The 24,513-nt window shown below is 42.7% G+C and carries 19 protein-coding genes, 1 tRNA gene and 1 rRNA gene; 12 read left to right on the top strand and 9 right to left on the bottom strand.

Annotation, left to right across the window (positions count from 1 at the left end; all coding sequences use genetic code 11):
- Nucleotides 1-386: 386 nt before the first annotated feature.
- From BN3283_RS10060 to BN3283_RS10030, 7 genes are all read right to left on the bottom strand, one after another.
- Complete coding sequence (locus tag BN3283_RS10060) at nt 387-1,148, bottom strand: succinate dehydrogenase/fumarate reductase iron-sulfur subunit (RefSeq protein WP_041502929.1); 762 nt, start codon at nt 1,146-1,148, stop codon at nt 387-389.
- Nucleotides 1,149-1,218: 70 nt separating this feature from the next.
- Complete coding sequence (locus BN3283_RS10055; RefSeq protein ID WP_041502930.1) at nt 1,219-3,159, bottom strand: fumarate reductase/succinate dehydrogenase flavoprotein subunit; 1,941 nt, start codon at nt 3,157-3,159, stop codon at nt 1,219-1,221.
- A 60-nt stretch (nt 3,160-3,219) separates the two neighbouring features.
- Nucleotides 3,220-3,912: a succinate dehydrogenase cytochrome b subunit gene (locus BN3283_RS10050; protein WP_041502931.1), complete on the bottom strand. Its 693-nt coding sequence runs from the start codon at nt 3,910-3,912 to the stop codon at nt 3,220-3,222.
- A 126-nt stretch (nt 3,913-4,038) separates the two neighbouring features.
- On the bottom strand, nt 4,039-7,041 hold the full coding sequence (locus BN3283_RS10045) for a serine hydrolase domain-containing protein (RefSeq protein WP_059026561.1): 3,003 nt from the start codon (nt 7,039-7,041) through the stop codon (nt 4,039-4,041).
- Nucleotides 7,042-7,176: 135 nt separating this feature from the next.
- On the bottom strand, nt 7,177-8,271 hold the full coding sequence (locus BN3283_RS10040; protein ID WP_059026560.1) for a TlpA disulfide reductase family protein: 1,095 nt from the start codon (nt 8,269-8,271) through the stop codon (nt 7,177-7,179).
- A 33-nt stretch (nt 8,272-8,304) separates the two neighbouring features.
- Nucleotides 8,305-9,564, bottom strand: coding sequence for a BamG family beta-barrel-assembly machinery protein (bamG, locus tag BN3283_RS10035; RefSeq protein WP_052634501.1), 1,260 nt, complete (start codon nt 9,562-9,564; stop codon nt 8,305-8,307).
- 26 nt (nt 9,565-9,590) lie between these two features.
- Nucleotides 9,591-10,907 (bottom strand): DUF4270 family protein, encoded by a 1,317-nt coding sequence (locus tag BN3283_RS10030; RefSeq protein ID WP_059026559.1) that lies wholly within the window; start codon nt 10,905-10,907, stop codon nt 9,591-9,593.
- A gap of 245 nt (nt 10,908-11,152) precedes the next feature.
- On the opposite strand from BN3283_RS10030, the gene BN3283_RS10025 reads away from it, so the two are divergent.
- A complete protein-coding gene (locus tag BN3283_RS10025) occupies nt 11,153-12,253 on the top strand; it encodes a Kelch repeat-containing protein (protein ID WP_052634489.1) in 1,101 nt (366 codons plus the stop codon).
- Nucleotides 12,254-12,350: 97 nt separating this feature from the next.
- A complete protein-coding gene (locus tag BN3283_RS10020) occupies nt 12,351-14,318 on the top strand; it encodes a tetratricopeptide repeat protein (protein WP_059027235.1) in 1,968 nt (655 codons plus the stop codon).
- On the opposite strand, the gene BN3283_RS10015 is transcribed toward BN3283_RS10020, so the two are convergent.
- Entirely contained in the window at nt 14,319-15,674 is a 1,356-nt protein-coding gene (locus BN3283_RS10015; protein ID WP_059026558.1) for a methyltransferase RsmF C-terminal domain-like protein, read from the bottom strand.
- Between the two features lie 96 nt (nt 15,675-15,770).
- Between BN3283_RS10015 and murB the strand changes: the two genes are divergently transcribed.
- The 7 genes from murB to BN3283_RS09980 all read left to right on the top strand — a co-directional run bounded on the left by murB (nt 15,771) and on the right by BN3283_RS09980 (nt 20,149).
- On the top strand, nt 15,771-16,781 hold the full coding sequence (gene murB / locus BN3283_RS10010) for a UDP-N-acetylmuramate dehydrogenase (RefSeq protein ID WP_059027234.1): 1,011 nt from the start codon (nt 15,771-15,773) through the stop codon (nt 16,779-16,781).
- 52 nt (nt 16,782-16,833) lie between these two features.
- On the top strand, nt 16,834-17,592 hold the full coding sequence (locus BN3283_RS10005) for an acyl-[acyl-carrier-protein] thioesterase (protein WP_059026557.1): 759 nt from the start codon (nt 16,834-16,836) through the stop codon (nt 17,590-17,592).
- Nucleotides 17,593-17,693: 101 nt separating this feature from the next.
- Nucleotides 17,694-17,777, top strand: a tRNA-Leu gene (locus BN3283_RS10000).
- Between the two features lie 17 nt (nt 17,778-17,794).
- Nucleotides 17,795-17,998, top strand: coding sequence for a hypothetical protein (locus tag BN3283_RS09995; protein ID WP_059026556.1), 204 nt, complete (start codon nt 17,795-17,797; stop codon nt 17,996-17,998).
- Nucleotides 17,999-18,003: 5 nt separating this feature from the next.
- Entirely contained in the window at nt 18,004-19,032 is a 1,029-nt protein-coding gene (locus tag BN3283_RS09990; protein ID WP_052634493.1) for an aminoglycoside phosphotransferase family protein, read from the top strand.
- Between the two features lie 19 nt (nt 19,033-19,051).
- Nucleotides 19,052-19,681, top strand: coding sequence for an orotate phosphoribosyltransferase (pyrE, locus tag BN3283_RS09985; RefSeq protein WP_041502935.1), 630 nt, complete (start codon nt 19,052-19,054; stop codon nt 19,679-19,681).
- 9 nt (nt 19,682-19,690) lie between these two features.
- The gene (locus tag BN3283_RS09980; RefSeq protein ID WP_059026555.1) at nt 19,691-20,149 is read left to right on the top strand and encodes an SRPBCC family protein; all 459 of its coding nucleotides are present in this window, start codon (nt 19,691-19,693) and stop codon (nt 20,147-20,149) included.
- Between the two features lie 24 nt (nt 20,150-20,173).
- Here the strand turns inward: BN3283_RS09980 and BN3283_RS09975 are convergent, their stop codons facing one another.
- On the bottom strand, nt 20,174-20,524 hold the full coding sequence (locus BN3283_RS09975; protein ID WP_041502937.1) for a DUF3276 family protein: 351 nt from the start codon (nt 20,522-20,524) through the stop codon (nt 20,174-20,176).
- Between the two features lie 304 nt (nt 20,525-20,828).
- Between BN3283_RS09975 and trpS the strand changes: the two genes are divergently transcribed.
- From trpS to BN3283_RS09960, 3 genes are all read left to right on the top strand, one after another.
- A complete protein-coding gene (gene trpS, locus BN3283_RS09970; RefSeq protein ID WP_041502938.1) occupies nt 20,829-21,815 on the top strand; it encodes a tryptophan--tRNA ligase in 987 nt (328 codons plus the stop codon).
- Nucleotides 21,816-21,838: 23 nt separating this feature from the next.
- Entirely contained in the window at nt 21,839-22,420 is a 582-nt protein-coding gene (gene ruvA, locus BN3283_RS09965) for a Holliday junction branch migration protein RuvA (protein WP_041502939.1), read from the top strand.
- A gap of 541 nt (nt 22,421-22,961) precedes the next feature.
- Nucleotides 22,962-24,485, top strand: a 16S ribosomal RNA gene (locus BN3283_RS09960).
- Nucleotides 24,486-24,513: the final 28 nt, after the last annotated feature.

Raw genomic sequence — 24,513 nt, 5'->3', positions numbered from 1 at the left:
AGCTATTCGCAAAAAAGAAACTATTTCTCTTCAAATTCTTTTAATTCCGCGAGTGTTTTGTTGATTTGTCTCGGTTGTTTGCGATACCAGATCGATGCAAATATTTCCAGGATAATAGCACTTGGGGACGGGGTTAAAGTGCTATCAATTGCAGATTGACGATTGTAAATAAAAGGAGTTGAAGGATTCTGTGATCAAGGGATTGAATTTCGATTTTATGAACTGCCCATGTTATAGATATTCAGAGATTAATTTACCATCTACAATTTAAAATTTACAATCGGGAGATTCAAATTAAATCACTAAATAAAAGAATCTTTAAATCTACTAATAAAGAAAGAGGTCGGAAAAATCTTCCGACCTCTTCTTCGCGAAAAAATTCTTATTTAGTCTTTTAATTTTGCTTTCAGGTATTCTCTGTTCAGACGGGCTATATGCTCGATAGAGATACTCTTGGGGCATTCGGATTCACAGGCCCCTGTATTGGTACAGTTTCCGAATCCGAGTTCGTCCATTTTGGCAACCATGGCTTTTGCCCGGCGTGCCGCTTCGATTTTACCTTGAGGCAATAATGCCAATTGTGAGACTTTAGCTGCAACGAAAAGCATGGCTGAAGAGTTTTTACAGGTTGCTGCACAAGCGCCGCATCCGATGCAGGCTGCCGCATCCATGGCTTCTTCTGCTTTTTCGTTAGCGATAGGAATCGCGTTACCATCAGGAACGCCTCCCGTGTTCACGGATACATATCCGCCTGCTTGCAAAATCTTCTCGTATGCTCCGCGGTCAACGATTAAGTCTTTGATTACGGGGAAAGCTCCGCAACGCCAAGGTTCGATCGTGATGGTCGCTCCGTCCTCGAAACGGCGCATATGCAATTGACAGGTAGTCACGTCATCGTCCGGTCCGTGAGCACGACCGTCGATAAACAGACTGCATGTTCCGCAAATACCTTCGCGGCAATCGTGGTCAAATGCAACCGGTTCTTTGTTCTCGCTTACAAGCTGTTCGTTGAGGATATCCAACATTTCAAGGAATGAAGTGCCGGTAGAGATATCATGGATTTTGTATGTTTCAAACCCGCCTTTGGATTTGGCATCTTTTTGACGCCAGATCTTCAGAGTTAGTTCTTTTAATATTTTATCTGCCATAACCAATTTTGTTTTAAATGCTGAATTGCAGGTAATTTATTCATGTCGATGCCTACAATTTGAATTGTCATTATTTATAAGAGCGTTGGGTTACTTCAATATTTTCGAATACAAGGGGTTCCTTGTGCAATTCGGGAGCTGTACCTTCTCCTTTATATTCCCACGCGGAAACATATTGGTAATGCTCGTCGTCCCGTTTTGCTTCGCCTTCTTCCGTAACAGATTCCAAACGGCAGTGTCCACCGCAAGATTCGTTACGATCCAAGGCATCGTGAGCCATCAGATCGGCGATCTCTAAGAAATCTGCTATACGTCCGGCTTTCTCCAACTCGTTGTTCATAGCGGTGAATTCTCCGGTGATACGAAGATCCTTGTAAAACTCTTCTTTTAGTTCGGCAATTAATTTTATTGCTTTTTGCAAACCTTCCGCGTCACGTGCCATTCCGATATAGTCCCACATGATATGTCCTAATAGTTTGTGGAAATGATCCGGAGACTTACTTCCTTTTATATCGTATAGTTTGCGCAAACGGTCGGTTACCCGTTTTTCTGCTTCATCGAATTCCGGTGTATTGGTTTTAATTTTCGGTGTTTGAATATCTTTTGCCAAATAATCACCGATGGTATACGGCAGTACGAAATAACCGTCGGCCAAGCCTTGCATCAAGGCAGAAGCACCGAGGCGGTTGGCGCCGTGGTCAGAGAAGTTACATTCTCCAATGGCATACAAACCCGGAATGGTAGTCATCAGGTTGTAGTCTACCCAAAGACCTCCCATGGTGTAGTGGATAGCCGGGTAGATCATCATCGGGTTGTTGTAAGGATCGACAGCCGTGATCTTTTCGTACATCTGGAACAAGTTTCCGTAACGTTTTTCGATGGTCTCTTTTCCCAAACGGTCGATGGCGTATTTGAAATCCAGGAACACGGCTTTACCCGTGTTATTTACTCCGAATCCGGCATCGCATCTCTCTTTGGCGGCACGGGAGGCCACGTCGCGAGGAACTAAGTTTCCGAATGCCGGATAACGACGTTCCAAGTAGAAGTCGCGATCTTCATCGGGTATATCGTTCGGGTTCAGAGTTCCGGCCTGTAATTTCTTAGCATCTTCTATTTTTTTCGGAACCCAAACACGACCGTCATTACGTAATGACTCGGACATCAGCGTCAGTTTACTTTGTTGTTCTCCGTGTACCGGAATACAGGTCGGGTGAATTTGTACGAAACAAGGATTGGCGAAAAATGCACCTCGTTTGTAAGCTTGCCATGCGGCACTTCCGTTACATCCCATGGCGTTTGTCGAGAGGAAGAACACGTTACCGTAACCTCCGGTTGCCAGTACAACGGCGTGTGCGCCGAAACGCTCGATTCTACCGGTTACCAAGTCGCGTGCGATGACTCCTCTTGCTTTTCCCTCGATAAGAACTACGTCTAAAACTTCATGGCGGTTATATACTTTAATTTGTCCTTTTTCGATTTGGCGATTCATGGCTCCGTAACAGCCAAGCAATAATTGTTGTCCGGTTTGACCGCGGGCATAGAACGTACGGCTAACCAAAGCACCTCCGAATGAACGGTTAGCCAAGAGGCCGCCGTAATCACGCGCGAAAGGAACTCCTTGAGCCACGCATTGGTCGATGATGGCATTACTTACTTCTGCCAGACGATATACGTTAGCTTCACGGGCCCGATAGTCTCCTCCTTTAATGGTTTCGTAAAACAACCTATAAACGGAGTCGTTATCGTTCGTGTAGTTTTTTGCTGCATTAATACCACCTTGTGCGGCGATGGAGTGAGCCCGGCGGGGGGAATCCTGATAACAGAAAGCGAGAACGTTATAGCCAAGTTCTGCAAGACTGGCAGCCGCGGATCCGCCGGCAAGTCCGGTACCTACGACAATAATATCTAATTTCCTTTTATTAGCAGGACTGACAACACCAATATGAGCTTTATGGTTCGACCATTTTTCTACTAACGGTCCTGCAGGTATTTTTGCGTCTAATTTTGTCATAACGAATAAGTTTTAATTTTGATTTTTAGATTCAGATTTCTCATAGGAACTTAGCGGTTATTAATTACCACCTAAACCCAAAATAAAATAGAGTGGGATAATACTGAATCCTGCGGCAATGATAATCGCGAAAATTTTAGCAAGACATTCCAATCGTTTTCTCCATATCTGATTACAAAAACCGATGGATTGAAATGCCGACCAAAATCCGTGAGTGAGATGAAGACCTAAGAATACACCGCCTAAGATATAAATCAAACCGTAGATGATGCTGGATTTAAATAATCCTGCTACCAAAGCGTAAGTGTTTTCCATGGCCACTCCATCCACGTTGATTTCCGTTAAAAGAGGATCTCCTGCAAACTTAATTTTCCACCAGAAGTTCCAGAGGTGTACAACCAAAAAGATTAAAACCAGTCCTCCCAGGATGTACATATTTCTGGAAGACCAGGTACAGTTACCTGCTTGGTTCCGCAAATCGTACTTGACTGGACGTGCACTTCTGTTTTGGAGCGTTAAGATGGAGGCTAATACGATGTGAATGATAAATCCCAAAGCCAAAATCGGTTCGATGATTTTGATTAATGGATTGGTTGCCATGAAATGAGCTCCGATGTTAAATAACTCACCACTATTATCCACAATTAAAAGTAGATTTAGTGCCAAGTGAATGCACAAAAACGCAATAAGAAAAAGACCCGATAAACTCAGAATGATCTTTTTCCCGATCGACGATGTTAAGAAATTACTCATAATTAAGTCTATTTATTGATAACTATTTAAATTCTTTTGCGTCAACAAAAGTACCTTTTTTTCCGGCATATGGAACGCTTTCGGCTATTTTAAAATCATTCTAAATATAAAGAATTATTTCCGTAATTAAGGGGTGTAAAGGGGGGCTTGTGTCGGTGTTGATAATGCCTTGTAAAGAACTTCTTGGATTTTGGTACGGATGTTTTCTTGAATAAGTTTATCGTTGTATTCATTGGGGAACGTTCGGTTCGATAAAAATATGTATATCATTTTATTATCCGGATCGTTCCAGGCGATTGTACCTGTAAAACCGCTGTGTCCGTAACTGGACAGGGGAGCCGCCGCGCAAGCGGGGCTGGTTTTAGAGGCATCCTGTTCAGGTTTGTCAAAGCCTAATCCCCGGCGATTTAGTTTTGCGGGTAATTGGGTGCTTGTGAAAAGGGCTACGGTTGCCGAGTCGATGAAGCGTTCTCCCCCGTATTCGCCGTGATTCAGATACATTGCCATGATTTTGGCTAAGTCTCCGGTGTTCGTAAAAAGACCTGCATTTCCGGATATTCCGTTTAGTAGGGCTGCAATGGGATCGTGTACATATCCTTTCAGTAGGGATTTCCTAAAAACCTGATCTTCCGCCGAAGGTACGATGCGCTCCGGGTTGAGTGTCCGATAGGCTTGAAAAGCCGTGTTGTTTGCCCCGATGCGTTTAAATAGTTGTTCTTTACAAAAACGATCGAAAGAGGTCGATGTCTGTGATTCCGAAATATCTTTTAAAAGAACGAATCCGATATCGCTGTACGCGTATTTTTTTTGCGGCAATAATTCGCTATTCAGTAGGATCTCATGGATGGAATCCCTAAATTGTTTGTGAATATAGAAATGAGGAGATATTAGAGTGTAATCTTCTCGGGGTTCGTGGCAGAACGTACTGTCCCGGTAACTGAAATGCGGGTTCAGATAGAGGCGCTCTCGTAATTTCTGACAATTTTCTTTCGTTCTGCGCGGAGAGAACAAACGACCGGATAATTTTCCTTTATCTATGGCATGATAAAAAAAAGAAACGGCCGGTTTTAAGGCGGCCATATGCAGGAGAATTTCTCTAATTGTAATATTTGCCTTGTTCGTTTGTATGATTGGTGGATAGTAACGGGAAATCGGTGAATCCAACGCTATTTTTTTTTCATCGTAAAGCATCATTGTGGTAGGGAGTGTAGCCGCAATTTTTGTTACGGATGCTATGTCGTAAATGTCGTTTGTCCGGTTCGGTTTTTTCTTTTGATAGGTATGATATCCGAAGGCTTTGTTATAGACTATATAGCCGTCTTTTGCCACAAGTACCTCGCAACCGGGAGTTGCTTCTGCTTGTATGGCAGCCTGGCAGATGCTGTCGATGCGTTGTAATACAAAGTTATCCATTCCGCTTAAAACGGGGAGATGGTATCCTAATCGGATTTTAGGGGTCGTTAGGCCTGTTCCGGCAGGATAGCTGAGGTTGATACTGACCGGTAATTTCCCTTCTATGCGGATTCCCCCGAACAAGGCTTGAGCTGAAAATTCCTGTGCCGGGAGATCGTGGCTATAACTGATAAGTATTGCATCTACGGGGAGATAGCTGTATAGATCTACGCCGTAGGGTGTAGCCGGATGGCATAGAACGAGGCGTTTCCCTTTTAATTTTTTAATGATATTCGATAATTGTAACGAGGCTCCGAATTGCCGGGCCATGCTGTTGCGCGCGGCGCTATTGTATATGATAATGCAGTTATATGAAGCTAATTTTTTGAGTAGTTGTTGTATTTTTTCCGGAGAAGCTTCATTACTTATGGAAAAATGATCACACGGTGCATAGTTGGAAAGCATGTTCTCGAAGGCGGTCGCTTTTCTGTCGCCGAAGTTTAAGGAAGCCATACGCAACGTATCTAATTTTGTGAAGGGTAACAAAAGATCATTGTTTTTTATTAATGTAATTGCTTTGGCATAAGCCGTTTGCAGGATTCCCGAATCTTGCGGCGTATTCAGGCGTTGGATAAGCCGGTTCGTATCGATCGGATAATAGGAAGGCATGATGTATTTTTCTTTCGCCAACAAGAGCTGCCTGCATCTTTCGTGGATAAGCTCTTCGCTTACTTTACCGTTTTTAATCGCTTCTTTTATTTTCTTGATTGAGGCGGCAATGTTTTCCGGAAACAGGAGAACATTATTGCCTGCCATCAGGGCTAACAAGTCTGCTTTACCCTTGGCTCTTCCGAGAGTTACCCCTTTCATATTCATCGCATCCGTGAAACACAATCCTTCAAAACGGAGTTGGTTTCTTAAAAGTTCCGTCACGATACGGGGGGACAAGGAGGCGGGAAGATTGGCGGTATCGTAGGCCGGGACGTTCAGGTGGGAAACCATTACTCCCGGAACCCCGGCCTCTATGAGCTCCTTAAAGGGATATAACTCGACAGAATCCAGACGCGTTGCAGGGAATTTTATTAACGGAAGGGCTAAGTGCGAATCGACATCCGTATCTCCATGTCCCGGGAAATGTTTGGCTACGGCCATAACGTTTTGAGAACTCAATCCTTGCATGTAAGCAATGGATTTTTGGCTTACATTTTTTTTCTTTTCTCCGAAAGAACGTATTCCGATAATCGGGTTTTTGGGATTGGTATTGATATCGACAACCGGGGCAAAATTGACATGAACTCCTAACAGGCGGCAGTCTTCACCGATCGATTGTCCGATACGATAGATAAGATCATTGTCGCGTATGGCTCCCAATAATGTTTGATTCGGAAATTCCATAGCCTGTTTTATTCTCCAGCCGAGACCGCTTTCAGCATCCATCCCTATTAATAGAGGGATGGAAGATAGTTGTTGAAGATGATTGGTCATAAGGGCTTGACGAACAGGGGAACCTTGAAAGAAAATGATTCCTCCGACATGATACCGGGTGATGGTTTCTTCTAATTCTTTTTCATAATCGGCATCTTTGTTACTGTAAGCGGCAATCATGAACAGTTGTCCGATTTTTTGGTCCAAAGTCATTGTCGAAAGGATGGAGTCTACTTTTCCGATGGCGTCTTGTCCCCAGATCGTATGAGAGATAAGCAAACAAATTACAAGATTCAGAAGAATTTTATACATAGAATATATACTTACCGATTATCGTTACCGGCAGGAACCTTTTTTCTGTTTTCCTGCATGAAACAAAAGTAGCAAAAAAGAAGAGGGTATAAACTTATTTTTACCCTCTTCTTTTTTAATGATTGTTAAAAACAATTATTTTAGCATTTCGGCTATTTTTGCTTTTAATTCGTTGCCTCTTAGGTTTTTGGCTACAATTTTATTGTTTGCATCCAACAATACGGTATGAGGTATTGCCGTTACTCCGTATAATTGCGCTACGGCCGATTGCCAACCTTTCAGATCGGAACCTTGGTACCAGGTCAAACCGTCGTCTTGGATCGCTTTTTCCCAGTTCGCTTTGTCATTATCCAAAGATACACCGATGATCTCGAGACCTTTCGGATGGAACTCTTTGTAAAGAGCAACCACATGAGGATTTTCTTGCCGACAGGGTCCGCACCAGGATGCCCAGAAATCGATTAATTTAACTTTCCCTTTGATGTCGTATAAGGAAATGGTTCCCCCTTCCGGAGTGTCGAGTGTGAAATTCGGGGCTATTTGTCCTATGGCAACGCTCTCTTGGCGGGCAATGTGTTGGGCGATTTTTTGTCCGGGAATCGTTGCTTTGGCGTTTTCTCCCAGTAACGCGTATTTCCCTTTTAATGCCTCTAACTCCATTTCTCCCATCATGGCGGCGACCATATGTGCCGATACGTAGGAGTCGGGGTTTGCTTTGATCAAAGAATCTTCTTTTGCCATCGCCTTTTCAACCAATTGGTTGTATACGTTGGCAATAGAGTCAGCCTTGGCCTGGTCCTGAGCTTGTTGAGCTTGCATGTAGCTTTGATTCAGTACCTGTTGTTGCTTGTATATTCCTAATTGAATGTCGTTGAATTCATTGTTTAGTTTTTGGGCGGCTCCACCTTTTACACTGGTTTCCATGGGGTTCATCGGATTTATTTTTACCGTGAACTTTTCATTTTCCAGAAAAATGGGTAATCCGCCTCTTTGACCTTGCACCGTTATAAATGCGGCGGTTATCCCTTTGACGTTGCCTTTGAATGTGAAATTACCATTTTTGATGTCGGAAGAGGCTAAGGTATCTACCTTTCCGTTGTCTACGTTTACCATATAGGCCTTACCCTCTTTCAGACCTTCTATGTTTCCGGTTACCGTATAACCGCTTTGGTTATTACATGCTACAAGCGCTAAACCTGCTGCTGCAAAAGTGAATAAAATTTTTCTCATGTTTTGGGTTTTTCAATATAAACTTTTTAATTACTAATTAATTTTGCTTTTCATGAACCATATCTCCTTGAAAGCAATATTAATTCTTACTTTAGCATATTTCTCCAGAATTAAATTGTCAGAACGGGTCCCTCTCATACCGAAATCGAAGGCAACGCCTAACATTAACTCTTGTGTCCGAAGTCGAACCGGAATCTGAGATCCGACCGTGATCCCATAAGTATTGATGGAATGATCGTTCAAATCTATATGGGACCTTGTAAAATACGTACCAGCCATATATTTGTTACGTTGCCACCAATAACGTCCGGTTGCATCCGGTTGGAAATATCCCCCTAATGCAGCTTTATGGTAATTTTTATACACTCTTTCTCCGCCAAATTCTTGATATTGAGACATGTTTTGAAACGTATAGTCTCCGGAAATCAACCATCGTTTTTTATATTCGTAAGTTGTACCGATAATCATTTTGAAAGGATAATGAATATTCCCGTCTTCCCATTTTTCGTCGTTGATGGGAGTTTGAGCTCCGGTTGCCATACTGATTTTATAGGCTTCAAATGTTTTTTTCCCATGGAAATTGGTTCCGAAATTGAAACTGGTTCCTAAGGTCAGATTTGAATTTTTGTTTAATTGTAACGGCAGTTGGGCTCCCATCGTGAATAGTGCATCGAAAACATTGGTTTGGGTTCGGGTTTTTAGATAATATCCACTACCGACAGGTAATATTTGTAAAGTCTGACGTTCTTCTAATTTACCGAATATCAGAGAGGAGTTTACTCCGATGGAGAGCTTTCCGAATTGATAAGCCAAACCGAGATAGGCTTCGTTTAAACCTCCTTCTCCCTCTATGTGTTGAAGAAAACGCATGCTCGGATCGCCGATTACTTCGTTGTTATACAAAATATCGTATCCGATATCGCTTTTTTCATTGAAACCGAAAGACATGAATAATTTTTTGTATAGTCTGAAAGCCATGTTTATAGAGGCATTTTGAGCGACTTGATATTTGGAATGTTCCTTGTTTGTTGAAATATCAACGTATTCTCCGCTGACCCCCAATTGAAAATAGAAACGGAGCGTATCCAAAGCCGTATAAGAAGCCGGATTCATAAAGTTGATATTGTAATTGTCCCGCATGGCAACGGACACGCCGCCCATGGCCGTGTAAGGACCGTAATTATCGGGAAAAAGGCCTAAGCCGTATTTGGAATACGGAGTACCAGAATTGTTTTGACCGAATGCGCTGATTGAACAAAGGAATATGACGATACTAAAAACTATTTTTCTCATAAAATTCATATTTGATAACTGCTTTATCATTTATATTGTGTATAATAGAGCCGTAAAACCGGAACTTCTTCCAGTACTACACGATTAAATGAGCTGCTGATATTTCCTTCCATTAAGTTTATTTTATCTTGCGAACGCAACGTACCGGGTAATCCTAACAATAGATGGATGTTTTGATCGATAGGAGGAACTCCGCTTACCAGACTGTTATAGTAATCCGTGATGTCTATGGTATATTTCCGATCGTTTACGTTCGTCGAATTTTGGTATAAGTATCCATAAACCTGTTGTCCGCTTCCGTTCAACAGAATCCCTTTTAACCCGTTTTCCCGGTCAGACACGAACACTCCCAATTGTTTGGCATCCGGTACCTTGGAATAGACGTTGAAATAGGGTTTTAATTCTATTTCGGCCCTGACGATGGTGCGATAGGAATCGATATTTTTGATAAAAGGCAAATTGAGCTTCAGCATGTATCCGTTCAGTCCTTGGACTACCCCCAATCCGCCTTTTACATACTGCAAAGAGTCGGTTTGGGTTACATGGGCCAATTCTTGCGGAGGATCGTTTTTGTAATTGGTAAAATTGTAATAACTGCCGGATGACCCTATTGTCGGAATATCAAACCAGTATTTGGTCTCTCCGAAATGATAGTAACAACGTAAATACAGGTTGGCCGAAGTGGCGTCAATGGATATCAGGTTGCTGTTATCTTTATCGGGAACAATGGATAGGCCTTTGAAGTAGCGTAAGAAATCCAGTCCATTGCTAAAGACGGTATCTCTTGCCCGCATAAGGTCAAAGAGTTTTTTCCCCAATTCATCGTCTACTTTAAAATAAGCTCTCGACAGATACTCCTTTTGCGGATAAATTTTTAAAGTGGAGATAGGTTCGCTTGCCCGGGGAAGTGAATCCATGTTATAGAAAAAAGGATTAAGGTAATCAAATTCAGGAAATTCTGTTAGCCTGTATAGATAATAGGTCTGGTGTTGACTCGTATCTCCGGCAATGACTTGATTGTATTTGAAATGCAGGGTCAAGGAGTCGTAAACATATTCCCTCTCAAAATTCAGGTTTTTTTCATATCCCGTTTTAACCAGATGGAAATAAGGTGTCGCTGTCGTTCTGCCCGTGAAATCGTCTTTTATCGATCCCATGATCATGTAGGAAAGACTGGAAGTGGGAAAAGAGTCCAAACGTATGGTGGAAGTTTTGTCTATATTATATTTTCGCACTTCCACGTAGCCGGTATTCGGAATCAGATTTTCCCCGATGGTATTTAAATCATTGTCACAAGCATACAATACAATAAAGAAAAAGCCTATCAGAAAGAATATTCTCATGTTGTAGTTTTATTTTGAATTAACAGAATGCGAAGGTATAACTATTTTCTAAAAAACCGAAAGGAGCGATTGTATTTTATCGGAATAAAGTGTAAAAAAGAATAACAAGATATATTTCACCTGTTTTTTTATTGGATTTGTGGATAAAATGTGTAGTTTTGCCTATCCTTTTTGGGTAGAAAAGATAGAAGTATAATATAGAAAAGTTAGAAAATAACAATAAACAAATAGGTAAATAAATAAGTATGAGAACATTTAATTTTTTAGTTCTAGCTATTTTAGGTTTTTTCTTTGCATCCTGTGGATCAGATGACGACCATTTGGGTGACTGGGCAAAGGCTTCTCAGTTCGCGGGTTCCGATCGTTTGGGAGCTGTTTCTTTTGTAATTAACGATGTCGCATACGTGGGATTAGGATACGGTAATAATGATGCGGAGTATCAGGATTTTTGGAAATTCGATTACACGAGTGGTTCATGGACGAGGATTAACGATTTCCCGGGAGAGGCCCGTCATGCTGCCGTTGCTTTTGTTATCGGGAATAAAGCATATGTGGGTTCTGGTTACAGATCGAATACGAATACCACGACACTTAAATATTATGATGATTTTTGGGAGTTTGATCCGGTTGCTGACGGAGGGAAAGGAGCTTGGAGTCAAATAGATAATTTACCTGTTAAATGTCGCGATGCCGTTGCCTTTGCTAATGACAAATACGGTTATGTGGGTACGGGTCGTAATCGTGAAAATAATCAGGATCTCATCTACAAAGATTTTTATAAATTCGATCCGAAGGCCGGTGCCGGGCAACAATGGAAGATTTTGGACGGGAAAAGTGGATTTATCGGAGATAAACGCTACGGTGCGTCTGCTTTCGTTGTAGGAGGTTATGCTTATGTTTGTTTAGGTACGGATGGTGCGGGTGTTTTGCGCGATATGAGTAAATTTGATTTCACAACGGAAACATGGACTCCGATGGGTGCTTTGACGAATAAGCCGGATGTAAAACAGGATAAGGATTACGATCGTATTCCTCGTGCTTATGCTATCACGTTTATTTCCGATAAGGGAAAAGACGGACAACCTTATGCTTATGTGGCTACGGGAATGGGAGGAACAGCTCCGAGAACAGTTTGGAGATACAATCATAACCGCGATCAATGGCATCAGATGGAAGACCTTTCTTATTATGCGGCTAATGTGACCATGGGTGTAGGGTTTGCCGTGGGCGGTTACGGATACTATACGACCGGCGGTAGTGGTACGGATGAATATGGCGTTCGTGTTTATGCTGCTACTTGGAAATTTATTCCCGATGTTAAGGAAGATAAGAGAAACGATTATTAATCGTAGGATTTTAATCATAAAGAAAAAGGGAGGCTTTGTGCTTCCCTTTTTTTTATTACCTTTAAGGCATGAAATAATAGACAACAGGAGCAGAAAAATGAAAAAGATTGTCTTCCTTATATTTTTTTGTTGGTGGGGATTGAGCCTATTTGCTCAATGGAATACGACAAATATGATGCGTATGGGGCAAAGTGCTATTTATTTTGACGATTACGTGAGTGCCATTGAAAATTTCAATAATATTATACGGGTAAAGCCTTATTTGTCCGAGCCTTATTTTTTCCGGGGGTTGGCTAAGCTGAACCTGGAAGATTACGAAGGGGCCATTCAGGATTACACGAAGGCGATAGACCTGAATCCGAATTATTTTCATGCTTTTATGTACAGAGGTATAGCCTGGCATAACCTGAGAAGATACGAGCAGGCTCTGGAGGATTACAATACGGCTGTTTCTATAAATCCAGGAGATGCATACGTGTATGCCAATAGAGCCATAACAAAGGCTGATATGGGAGATTATAAAGGGGCGGAAAAAGATTATTCGAAAGCTTTGATTATTGACAATAAACTGTTGGCCGCTTATTTGAACCGGGCGATCATGCGGGATAAGCTCGAGGATGTGACCGGAGCTATCGCGGATTGTAATGCCGCAATCCGATTGAATATGTTTTCCGATGAAGCGTACGGGTTGAGGGGATATTTGAAATTTCAGCAGAAGAAATATCATGATGCCATAGAAGATTACAATCAGGCATTGAAGATAAATCCCCAAAATAAGAGAATATTGATGAGTCGGGCCTACGCTTGGTATGAAATGAAAAAATACAAAGAGACGTTGGATGATTATACCACCGTGATTCAGATCGATAGTACTTATGCCTACGCGTACTATAATCGGGCTTTGTTACGGGCAGAGGTGGGGGATTACAACCGCGCTATTGAAGATTTCGATCAGGTGTTGAAGATGAATCCGGATAATATTCTGATCTATTTTAACCGGGGATTGTTGAAAATGGAGATAAAGGATTTAGACGGCGCTTATTATGACTTTACGGAGAGTATTTCGCTTTATCCCGATTTTGTAAAAGCTTATCAAGCTCGTTCCATGGTAAGTTCACGGAAACACGATTACGCGGAGGCCGAGAAGGATCAGTACAAGGCGGCAGAGATTTTGGATCGTTATAAAAAGATGAAAGACGGAGATCGGAATGCTTTGGTCGATACGACGGAGAATTTCAGAAGACTGATAGACATCAACTCCCGTACGGACAGGATAAAAGATGTCATCAACGGTCGTTTGCAGGATAAGGAGGTGATTATAAGATTGCAGGATGTATTTCTGGTACAATACCTGGATATAGATACCTTGAGGAAAGGTAAGGTCCAGTATTTCAATAAGCATATTATGACTTATAATCAGTCTCATAATTATAATCCGGCATTGACTATATCCGATAAAAAGTTTCATTTCCCGTCAGAATTTTTAGATAATCAGATACGAGTTTTGTCGGAGAGGATAGGACGGGATAAAGATGATATAGAAGCCCTTTTGTTAAGGGGAGGTTTTTACTTGGAACTCGGAAGATATACCGATGCGATAGAGGATTTCAAGGCGATTTTGGTACGAGATCCGAATCATTTGTTTGCCCGGTTAAATTTGGCCGGAGCCCGGATGAAGATGTACGATTACATCGAGTCCGTGGAAGAGAAAACCTCCCGGGTCGTAGGGGAGGATAAAAAGGTCGTGCGGGTTGTCGATTATTCCACGGTATTAGATGATTACAACAAATGTTTGGAGATCGATCCCGATTTCGTATTCGCGATGTTTAATATTGCTAACGTTTACGCGAAGAGCGGGAAAGTGGATGAGGCTATCGATTTGTATACCCGATTATTGGAAAAGGATAAAGATATTGCCGAAGCCTATTACAATAGAGGGTTGTTGTATATTTACAAGGGGAATAAAGCTCAGGCCAATGCTGATCTCAGTAAAGCGGGTGAATTGGGAATTACGGACTCTTACAATATTATTAAACGTTATTGTTCCGTGGAGCAGGATCGTTAATCAGAAATTTCGGATTCTCCATTCTTTAGGGTAATAATTGTTGATTCGGTTTCCTACTTCTTTTACCCATCCTAAGGGGGTAGAGAGGTAGGATATCAGGATCCATTCTCCTTGAGGAGCCTCGAACCGCAGCTCTTCTTTTTTCAGGTATCGAATCGCTGTCTGTAAATCTACCTCTTGTATCCGTATATTATTTTTCGCCAGAACGGGAGATAGGGCCAAAGCATGTGTCGGTTTGTTTTTTCCTTTTATGACTTCGCCTAATTCGCACCCTTTGTACAATAGGTCGACTTTAGAGGATAATTGTTGAATAAAATCAGCATGTTCCCGGGGGATAATCCCTATCGTGTCTCCTTTCTGATAGGCATAGTAAAGATCGGGGTTCCGCAGGTAGATGTTGAATTCTTTGGGCAGGCCGATCTCTTTGTTTTTATTGTTCCGTTTTTCTTTTTTGATTTGGAATCTTTCCCCGTTGTTTTTTTGCATTACGCCTATAAAAAATCCTTCTCCTCGCGTGTGATGGGGATAAAAACGATAGCCGTGGGCAGAAGATTTTGCTTTCGTGATCTCTTCGAAGGGATGTCGTATCTCGATGGAGGTGGCATCGTAATGGGTTAAAAGCCATTCTAATATTTTCTCATTTTCTCCCGGATTATAGGTACATGTGCTGTAAATCAGATATCCTCCGGGAGCTAAGGCGTTCCAGATGTCCGATAGAATCCGTTTTTGCCTTTCTTCGCATAGACGTAAGTTGTTTTCGCTCCACTCTTCGATGGCTTTAGGGTCTTTCCGAAACATACCTTCGCCCGAACAGGGGGCATCTACCAGAATAAGATCGAAGGCTCCGGTGAAAGAGGAAAATTGTTGCGGATCGCTTTGGGTAATAACCGTATGGTCGTTACCCCATTTGATCATGTTTTCTTTTAGGATTACGGCTCTGGATTTAATGACTTCATTTGAAACCAATAAGGAACCCTGGGGAAGTCTTGCGGCTAACAGGGTGGATTTTCCTCCGGGGGCGGCACATAAATCCAAAACCCTCCATGGAATATGGCCCGTAATTTGTTGAAGGACTGTTTGGAGAAACATGGAAGAGGCTTCTTGCACGTAATAAACTCCCCCGTGTAAAAACGGGTCTAAAGTAAACAGGGGTCTCTCTTTCAGGTAAAATGCATTGTTACACCAGGGAACCGGGGTGTCGAACAGGTTTTGGAAGGGGGGCAGGGGCGTTTGTTTGTGAGGATTCAATCGAATGGAAACAGGAGACGCGTTATTTAATGCTTCGAAAAAATCCGACGCTTCTTGTCCGAGAATTTGACTCATGCGTTCGCTGAAAAGAGTTGGTAATTGCATCATACAAGTGTAGATTAAACAGACAAAATTAATGAATTATTTGTGATATGTTTTACCTTTGCCGTATTGCTGATAATAAATTTAAATGAAAAATAGATGATAAGAGTTCGGGAGAATTATAATTTGAAAGCGCACAATACGTTTAGCATGGATGCGACCTGTAAGTATTTCGTGGAAAGTGATCGGGAAAAAGAGCTTTCAGAGTTTGTAACGGATTACGAGTTGAACCCGGAAGAAATTATCATTTTAGGCGGCGGAAGTAATTTTTTGTTTACGACGGATTTTCCGGGAGTTGTTTTTTATCCGCTAATGGAGGGATATACTATACTGCGGGAAGATGAACATGAGGTAATCGTTCAGGTCGGAAGCGGCGTCGTGTGGGATGATTTTGTGGCTTGGACGGTTGAACGCGGGTATTACGGGATAGAAAATTTGTCGTTGATTCCCGGGCATGTCGGGGCTACTCCGGTTCAGAATATAGGGGCTTATGGAGTCGAGGTGAAAGAGGTTATATCCGGGGTACGGGCAATTGACCTGCAGACGGGGAAGGTTGTTGGCTTCCATGCCGATCAATGTCGTTTCGGATACCGGGATTCCATTTTTAAACATGAATGGAAAAATCGGTTTATCATTACGTATGTTACTTTTTGTCTCTCCAAGCGACCTCGTTTTAATTTGAATTACGGGAGCATCCGGGAGGAGGTCGATCGATTGGGCGGGGTATCGTTAGCAAATGTACGACAGGCTGTGATACGCGTTCGTAATACTAAATTACCCGATGTGAAGGTATGGCCCAACGCGGGAAGTTTTTTTAAAAATCCCGTGGTGCCTAAGGAGCTGTCGGATACTCTTTCGAAAAGTTACCCGCAACTTCCCTTGTATCCCGTGGATGAAGAGCGGGTAAAGGTGGCTGCGGGCTGGCTGATTGAGGCTGCCGGATGGAAAGGGAAGGGTATCGGAAACGCCGGGGTTCATGATAAGCAAGCGTTGGTATTGATAAATAAAGGAGAGGCCAATGGAGTTGAAGTGGCCCATTTGGCTAACGAGATAAAAAAATCAGTTTTTTTGAAATTTGGTATTTGGTTAGAACCGGAGGTCAATATAATCTGAGATCCTGAACATGTGTATCTGATTTGTAATTAGTAAACCAAAGTTATATAAAATGTTGAAGCATACTGACGAGATAAAGATTTGCACGCATTACACCGATTTGAGGGAGAGGCTTTTCGTGAAAACGTTATGTGATTTGTTTAATGATATTGCTAACGAGCAGACGTTGTTGTTGAAATTTGATGTGGGGACTCTGAATGCTCGGGGGTTGACCTGGATGTTACATAAATTGCATATAGTGGTGTCGCGTATGCCGCAGAAAGATGATACCGTTATTTTGGAGACTTGGCCTTCCGGAATCGATCGTCTGTTTGCTCTTCGGGATTTTCAAATGATGACGACGGAAGGTGAGGTCTTGTTAAGGGCGACCTCGGAATGGATGGTTATCGATCTGGCTCGCCGTCGTCCCGTGCGTTTGCCGGAAGTGGTAATTGAAGCGGCTAGATCTTGTGAAGGCCTTGAAAGAAAACTTGGTTTTGATTTGAACACCAAAGAAGTTCCTTCCGAGTACGAATCGGGACGCCATTTCGTGGCTACTTATGATAATATTGACTTTAATAAGCATGTGACGCAGGCTACTTATGTCGGATGGGTGACCAATTCGTTGCCTTTTGATTTTTTGAAAAATCACGAATTAAGAGAGTTAGAGATCGTGTACGAGCATGAGATTATGCCTGATAGTGAGATATATTCTTGCCAACAACGGGTTGCGGAGAAGGAAGGCGAAACCGTTATTTTTCACCGGGTGATGAATGAAACTCGTGAAAAGACGCATTGTGTGGCAAAAACCGTTTGGTGCGAGGTGAAGTGAGATATAAGGTATATTTTGGGGTTCGGCTCGGATTCTCGCGCATTTTTTGGGGGATATCTTTCTTTTTTTTGGAGAAAAAAAATATCTTTGCAGCGTTAAATGCCCAAGTGGTGAAATTGGTATACACGCTACTTTGAGGTGGTAGTGGCCGTTCGGCTGTGCAAGTTCGAGTCTTGTCTTGGGCACAAATCCTGCTAATGTGATGATTGGCAGGATTTTTATTTTGGATGGGAAGGCTTTGGATTATGGGCGATTTGCTTTACTTTTGCATTCATACCGGAGAATGAAAAGGATATGCGCTTTGTTGTCGGTCGATGTTTTAATTTTGGGGAGGTATATTATCGGTAAGCGGCGTAACCTGTGTTTGGATTACCGTAGAAGTAAAGCGGGGAGTAATAACGAATAAAGTTTATGGAAGAACAGTTGGAATCTCTTTTTAAATCGTACGCGGGACATGCGGTAAAGAGCATGGAGGCCTTGCCTTTATCCGGTTCTGCAAGAAAATATTATCGTATGAAAGACGAGAGGTTTTCCTGTATCGGCGTGTATCATGAAAACTTGAGGGAAAACCGGTTGTTCGTTGAATTTTCCCGGAATTTTAAAGAAAAGGGATTGCATGTACCTGAAATATATCGGGTGTCGGAAGACGGAAAATTCTATTTACAGGAAGATCTCGGAACGGATATGCTGTTGGATATCGTGGAGCGGGAACGGAAGGAAAAGGGATTGAGCGAACACACGATGGAATTGTATAGAAAGTCCTTGTCTGAATTATTGCGTTTTCAATGGATAGGGGGGAGAGGATTGGATTATTCGGCTTGTTTACCTCGTCCTGTTTTTGATGAGCGTTGTATTCGTTGGGATTTGAATTATTTTAAATATTGCTTTTTACGGTTGGCCGGAGTGGAGGCGGACGAGGAAAAACTGGAGAATGATTTTGACCGGTTGACAAAGCATTTGGCGGTAGTGGCAGCCGATTGTTTTATGTTCCGGGATTTCCAGTCACGAAATATCATGGTGTCGGATGATGATGTTTATTTTATCGATTACCAGGGTGGACGTCAGGGAGCATTGCATTATGATGTGGCTTCTTTATTGTATGATGCCGTGGTGAAGATGCCGGAAGAGCAAAAAAATGAATTGCTGGATTATTATATCCGGCGATTATCTACTTATAGTAAAGAGCGGGCGAAGATATTTCGTAAGGCTTATTATCATTTCGTGTTGATACGTCTTTTGCAGGCTATGGGGGCTTTCGGTTTGAGGGGTATACACGAAAGGAAACAACATTTTATCGATTCTATTATTCCCGGATTACGGGAAATTGTGGAGTTGTGCGGTTCAGGAAAACTGGAAAAAGAATATCCTGAAATTCTACGGGTCGTAGAGAGCGCTTTAAAAAATACTTCGTACCTTTGCACGCCGAAAGAGAATGAATAACTATTAAATAAAGTGTAATATGAATAGTGTAGCTGAGCAGGTAGCTTCTCATTTATTGCAAATAAAAGCTATTAAATTGCAACCTTCTGACCCTTTTACCTGGGCTTCCGGCTGGAAATCGCCGATTTACTGTGATAACCGTAAGACTTTATCTTTTCCGGCAGTACGTACCTATATCAGGGATCAGTTCGTCGAATTAATTCGGAGTAAATATCCTCAAGTGGAGGTCATTGCCGGTGTTGCTACCGGAGCGATAGCACAAGGAGCATTAGTTGCTCAGGAGTTAGGCTTACCGTTTGTGTATGTCAGGTCTTCGGCTAAAAATCATGGATTGGAGAATTTGATTGAAGGGGACTGTAAGCCCGGACAGAAGGTAGTAGTGGTTGAGGACTTGATTTCAACAGGCGGTTCCAGCTTGCAAGCCGTGGAAGCTTTACGGAACGCCGGTTGTAACGTGCTGGGATTGACAGCTATTTTTACATACGGTTTTCAGAAAGCGGAAGATAATTTTGCTGCTGCTCATTGTGCTTTGGATACATTGAGTAATTATGGGGCGATGATCGATTTAGCCGTGAGAACGGGTTATGTTCATTCGAATGAGGTTGAAAAATTGAAAGAGTGGAGATTGAGTCCTGAAACCTATAAATAAATATTGTTTATGTCTACGAAGGTTGTAAGCGATGTTCAGAAAATTGAATGTACAATAGATAAGGTTTATAATTTTCTTTCCGACTTCAATCGGATAGGGACCATTATTAATATGGCCCGCCAGATGGGAGGGGAACAGATGGCTTCTATTTCGGATAAAATTGAAGATATTCGTACGACGGAGGATAGTTGTTCTTTCATAATCAAAGGTGTGGGGGAGATGGGAATGAAAATAGTGGAACGGGAAGAGCCTAAACTCATAAAATTGGGAGGAGACGGACGTGTTCCTTTTGATTTTAGTATGTGGATTCAATTGTTGGAGAATGGACCTTACGACACCCGTATGCGGATCACTTTTGAGGCGGATTTGAATGTCGTGATGAAAATGATGCTGAAAGGAAAGCTGGAAAAAGGAATAAATCAACTGGCTGAAGGTTTGGCTAAAATACCATATGGATTGTTACCATAAAAAAAGAGGCTTAAGCCTCTTTTTTTATTTTGATAAATCGTCGAAATCAATGTCATCGAAATCATTGCTTCTGTCTTGATGAGATTCCGGCAACTCACCGTTCAGAGCCGCTTTGATATATGCTACAGCCTCATCCAGGCCTTCTGCAAATTTTTCAAAATCCTCTTTATACAAGAAAATTTTATGTTTCTCGTAGTTTTGATTACCTTCTTTGTCAAATTTTTTCTTACTCTCGGTAATCGTTAAATAATAATCATTATTACGAGTAGCTTTTACATCGAAAAAATAGGTCCTTTTCCCTGCTCTCACTGGTTTTGAATAGATCTCTTCCCGATCATTCATTTCCATACCTTCATTTTTTTCGTATCCTTCCATGTTAAATTAAAGTTTAAATTTGAGTTTTCGTTTCAAATGTAGGAAAAAACAACATAAGAACATCTTTTTTTTTCAATATTTTTTATTTTGACAATCAGTAAGTTGTATGAAATGAGCTGGTGCATGTGCTGGAAAGGTCAGTATTCAAGCTTAAAATGAAGGATTTGAACGTAACTTTTTCTTCGTTTTTTCGTAGAAAAATAGTTTTGAAATTCGGTATTGGGAGGAAGAGCAACCGATTATATTGTTCTAAAAGGAATAAAAATATATCTTTGTCATTCGTAAACATTGAAAATTTTTAACGATGGAAACAGTAGTAAGCGGAATTAGACCTACGGGTAATTTGCATTTAGGAAACTATTTCGGTGCGGTAAAGAGTTTTATTCAGATGCAGAATGAATATAATTGTTTCTTTTTTATTGCCGATTGGCATTCGTTGACTACGCATCCTCGTCCGGACGATATCATGGGAAGTGTCCGAAAGATTTTAGCCGAATACTTAGCTTGTGGCATAGATCCGGAAAAATCGGCGATCTATGTTCAGAGTGACGTGAAGGAGATTTTGGAACTATACCTTTTCCTGAATATGAATGCTTATTTGGGTGAATTGGAGCGTACGACAACATTTAAGGAAAAAGCCCGGAAACAGCCTGATAACGTAAATGCCGGATTATTGACGTATCCGACGCTTATGGCCGCTGATATTATTATTCATAAAGCACATAAAGTACCGGTTGGTAAAGATCAGGAGCAGAATATGGAGATGGCTCGTAAATTTGCCCGGAGATTCAATACGATGTATGGCCGGGAGTTTTTTCCGGAACCGGCTTCATTTACCTTTTCCAAGGAAGCGGTGAAGATTCCCGGTTTGGATGGTTCGGGGAAAATGGGTAAATCCGAGGGTAACGCCATATACTTGATCGATGATGCCGCTACAATTCGTAAAAAAGTGATGAAAGCGGTAACCGATAGCGGGCCGACTGAACCTAATAGCATAAAGCCTGAGGTGATACAAAATTTATTTACTTTGATGGAAGTGGTTTCCGACAAAGATACTTATGCTTATTTCAATGATAAGTATAATGCTTGCGAGATTCGTTACGGGGATATGAAAAAGCAGTTAGCCGAAGATATTATTCAATTTTGTACCCCCATCCGAGAGCGGATTCTGGAATACTCGGCCGATCCGGTTTATTTGGATAAGATTGCGGCTATGGGAGCTGAAAAAGCAAGAACGAGTGCGGAGAAGACGATAAAGGAAGTTCGGGAAATCATCGGATTCCGTCCTTAAGGGTATTTTAATTCAGGTTTATTATGTACGAATATATTAAAGGAATACTGATAGAGGCTACCCCTGCCTATGTGGTTGTCGAATGTGGAGGAATCGGATATAATATTCATGTATCGTTGAATACTTATTCTAAGATCGCTTCGGAACGGGAGGTTTTGCTTTATATTCATCAAGTTATACGGGAAGATGTACATCTGTTTTATGGTTTTTTCACCAAAGAGGAGCGGAGTTTGTTTCGTTCTTTGATATCAGTTTCGGGGATTGGGGCGAATACGGCAAATGTCATGTTGAGCTCTATGAGTGTGGAAGAGATTACCGGGGCTATCGTAACCGAAAATGTAAATGCGATTAAGAGTGTGAAGGGAATAGGTATAAAAACGGCTCAAAGGGTAATTATCGAGTTAAAGGATAAAGTAGGTAAGGAGGGTGTGGTATTGGAAAATATGGGAGTATTGTCCAATACGATGAAAGAGGAGGCTTTAGCGGCTTTGGTGATGCTCGGTTTTGCACGTGCGCAGGTGGTAAAGACGTTGGATAAAATATGTGCTACCGGAAGTGTGAGCAGTGTGGAGGAGTTGATCAAATTAGCTTTAAAACAATTGTGAAAACCGGGGATAAGAAGATGACGGGAGCGGGAGATTTAGTGGTTAGACGATTTCGTGATTCGAGAATTTGCAATTTACTGTTGTTGTCTTTGCCCAAAAGTCGTTGAGAGATAGACGGAATAGTGATTTCGTTATTTTTTTTGAAAAAATAAGGCGTAAAAATTTGGAAAGGGATAGATTCATTTTTTATCTTTGCACCCGCTTTCGAGAGAGAAAGAGTTCATGACGTTAGAAAGGAATGGTGGGAGGTGGAGTAGTCATGAGGAGGTGAATGGTGGATGATTTTTCCGGCGGGGAGAGCATGGAGAGTTGAAAAAAAACTTTTAAAAAAGTGGAGGAAAAATTTGGAAGTTGAAAATTAAGCCCTACTTTTGCACCCGCTTCCCGCGGGAAGATCGAGGGGATGGGAGCTAAATAAGCAGACGAGTTCTTAAAGATATTGAAGTGACAAAAAGCGAGCGGCGCTTTTGATGACACACGTTGTCATTAGCGCGCGAATTAAACCGGGACAGGAAGAACAAAAAAAGTAAAGATTTTTATTATCATGAAGAGTTTGATCCTGGCTCAGGATGAACGCTAGCGACAGGCTTAACACATGCAAGTCGAGGGGCAGCGGGGAGTGGCAACACTCTGCCGGCGACCGGCGCACGGGTGCGTAACACGTGTGCAACCTGCCCGTCACCGGGGGATAACCCGTGGAAACGCGGACTAACACCCCATGAAACAGTGGAGGAGCATTCCTTTGTTGTTAAAACCGAGGTGGTGACGGATGGGCACGCGGGACATTAGGTAGTTGGGGGGGTAACGGCCCCCCAAGCCGACGATGTCTAGGGGTTCTGAGAGGAAGGTCCCCCACACTGGTACTGAGACACGGACCAGACTCCTACGGGAGGCAGCAGTGAGGAATATTGGTCAATGGGCGAGAGCCTGAACCAGCCAAGTCGCGTGAGGGATGACGGGTCCATGGCCTGTAAACCTCTTTTGTGAAGGAAGAACCTCGGGGACGCGTCCCCGCCTGCCAGTACTTCACGAATAAGCATCGGCTAACTCCGTGCCAGCAGCCGCGGTAACACGGGGGATGCGAGCGTTATCCGGATTCATTGGGTTTAAAGGGAGCGTAGGCGGCCCGACAAGTCAGCGGTAAAAGACTGCAGCTAAACTGTAGCACGCCGTTGAAACTGCCGGGCTAGAGTGCAGACGAGGTTGGCGGAACAGGTGAAGTAGCGGTGAAATGCATAGATATCACCTGGAACCCCGACAGCGAAGGCAGCTGACCAGGCTGTAACTGACGCTGATGCTCGAGAGCGTGGGTAGCGAACAGGATTAGATACCCTGGTAGTCCACGCCGTAAACGATGCTCACTGGCCCTGGGCGATAGACGGTCCGGGGTCGAGCGAAAGTAAAAGTGAGCCACCTGGGGAGTACGTCGGCAACGATGAAACTCAAAGGAATTGACGGGGGCCCGCACAAGCGGAGGAACATGTGGTTTAATTCGATGATACGCGAGGAACCTTACCCGGGTTTAAATGCAGGTTGCATTAGGTGGAAACACCTATTTCCCACGGGACCACTTGCAAGGTGCTGCATGGTTGTCGTCAGCTCGTGCCGTGAGGTGTCGGGTTAAGTCCCATAACGAGCGCAACCCCTATCGATAGTTGCCATCGGTTCAAGCCGGGCCCTCTATCGAGACTGCCACCGTAAGGTGCGAGGAAGGCGGGGATGACGTCAAATCAGCACGGCCCTTACACCCGGGGCGACACACGTGTTACAATGGCCGGTACAGAGGGTCGCGAGCCGGTAACGGCGAGCCAATCTCTAAAACCGGTCTTAGTTCGGATCGGGGTCTGCAACTCGACCCCGTGAAGTTGGATTCGCTAGTAATCGCGCATCAGCCATGGCGCGGTGAATACGTTCCCGGGCCTTGTACACACCGCCCGTCAAGCCATGGAAGCCGGGAGTACCTGAAGCTCGGAACCGCGAGGGCCGATCTAGGGTAATACCGGTAACTGGGGCTAAGTCGTAACAAGGTAGCCGTACCGGAAGGTGCGGCTGGAACACCTCCTTTCTGGAGTCCCTTTTTACTCGGTGTGCTC

This window comes from Gabonibacter massiliensis (assembly GCA_001487125.1).
Taxonomy (GTDB): domain Bacteria; phylum Bacteroidota; class Bacteroidia; order Bacteroidales; family Marinifilaceae; genus Gabonibacter; species Gabonibacter massiliensis.
Note: the sequence above shows the minus strand (reverse complement) of the source record. Positions and strands in the feature narration are given on the sequence as shown.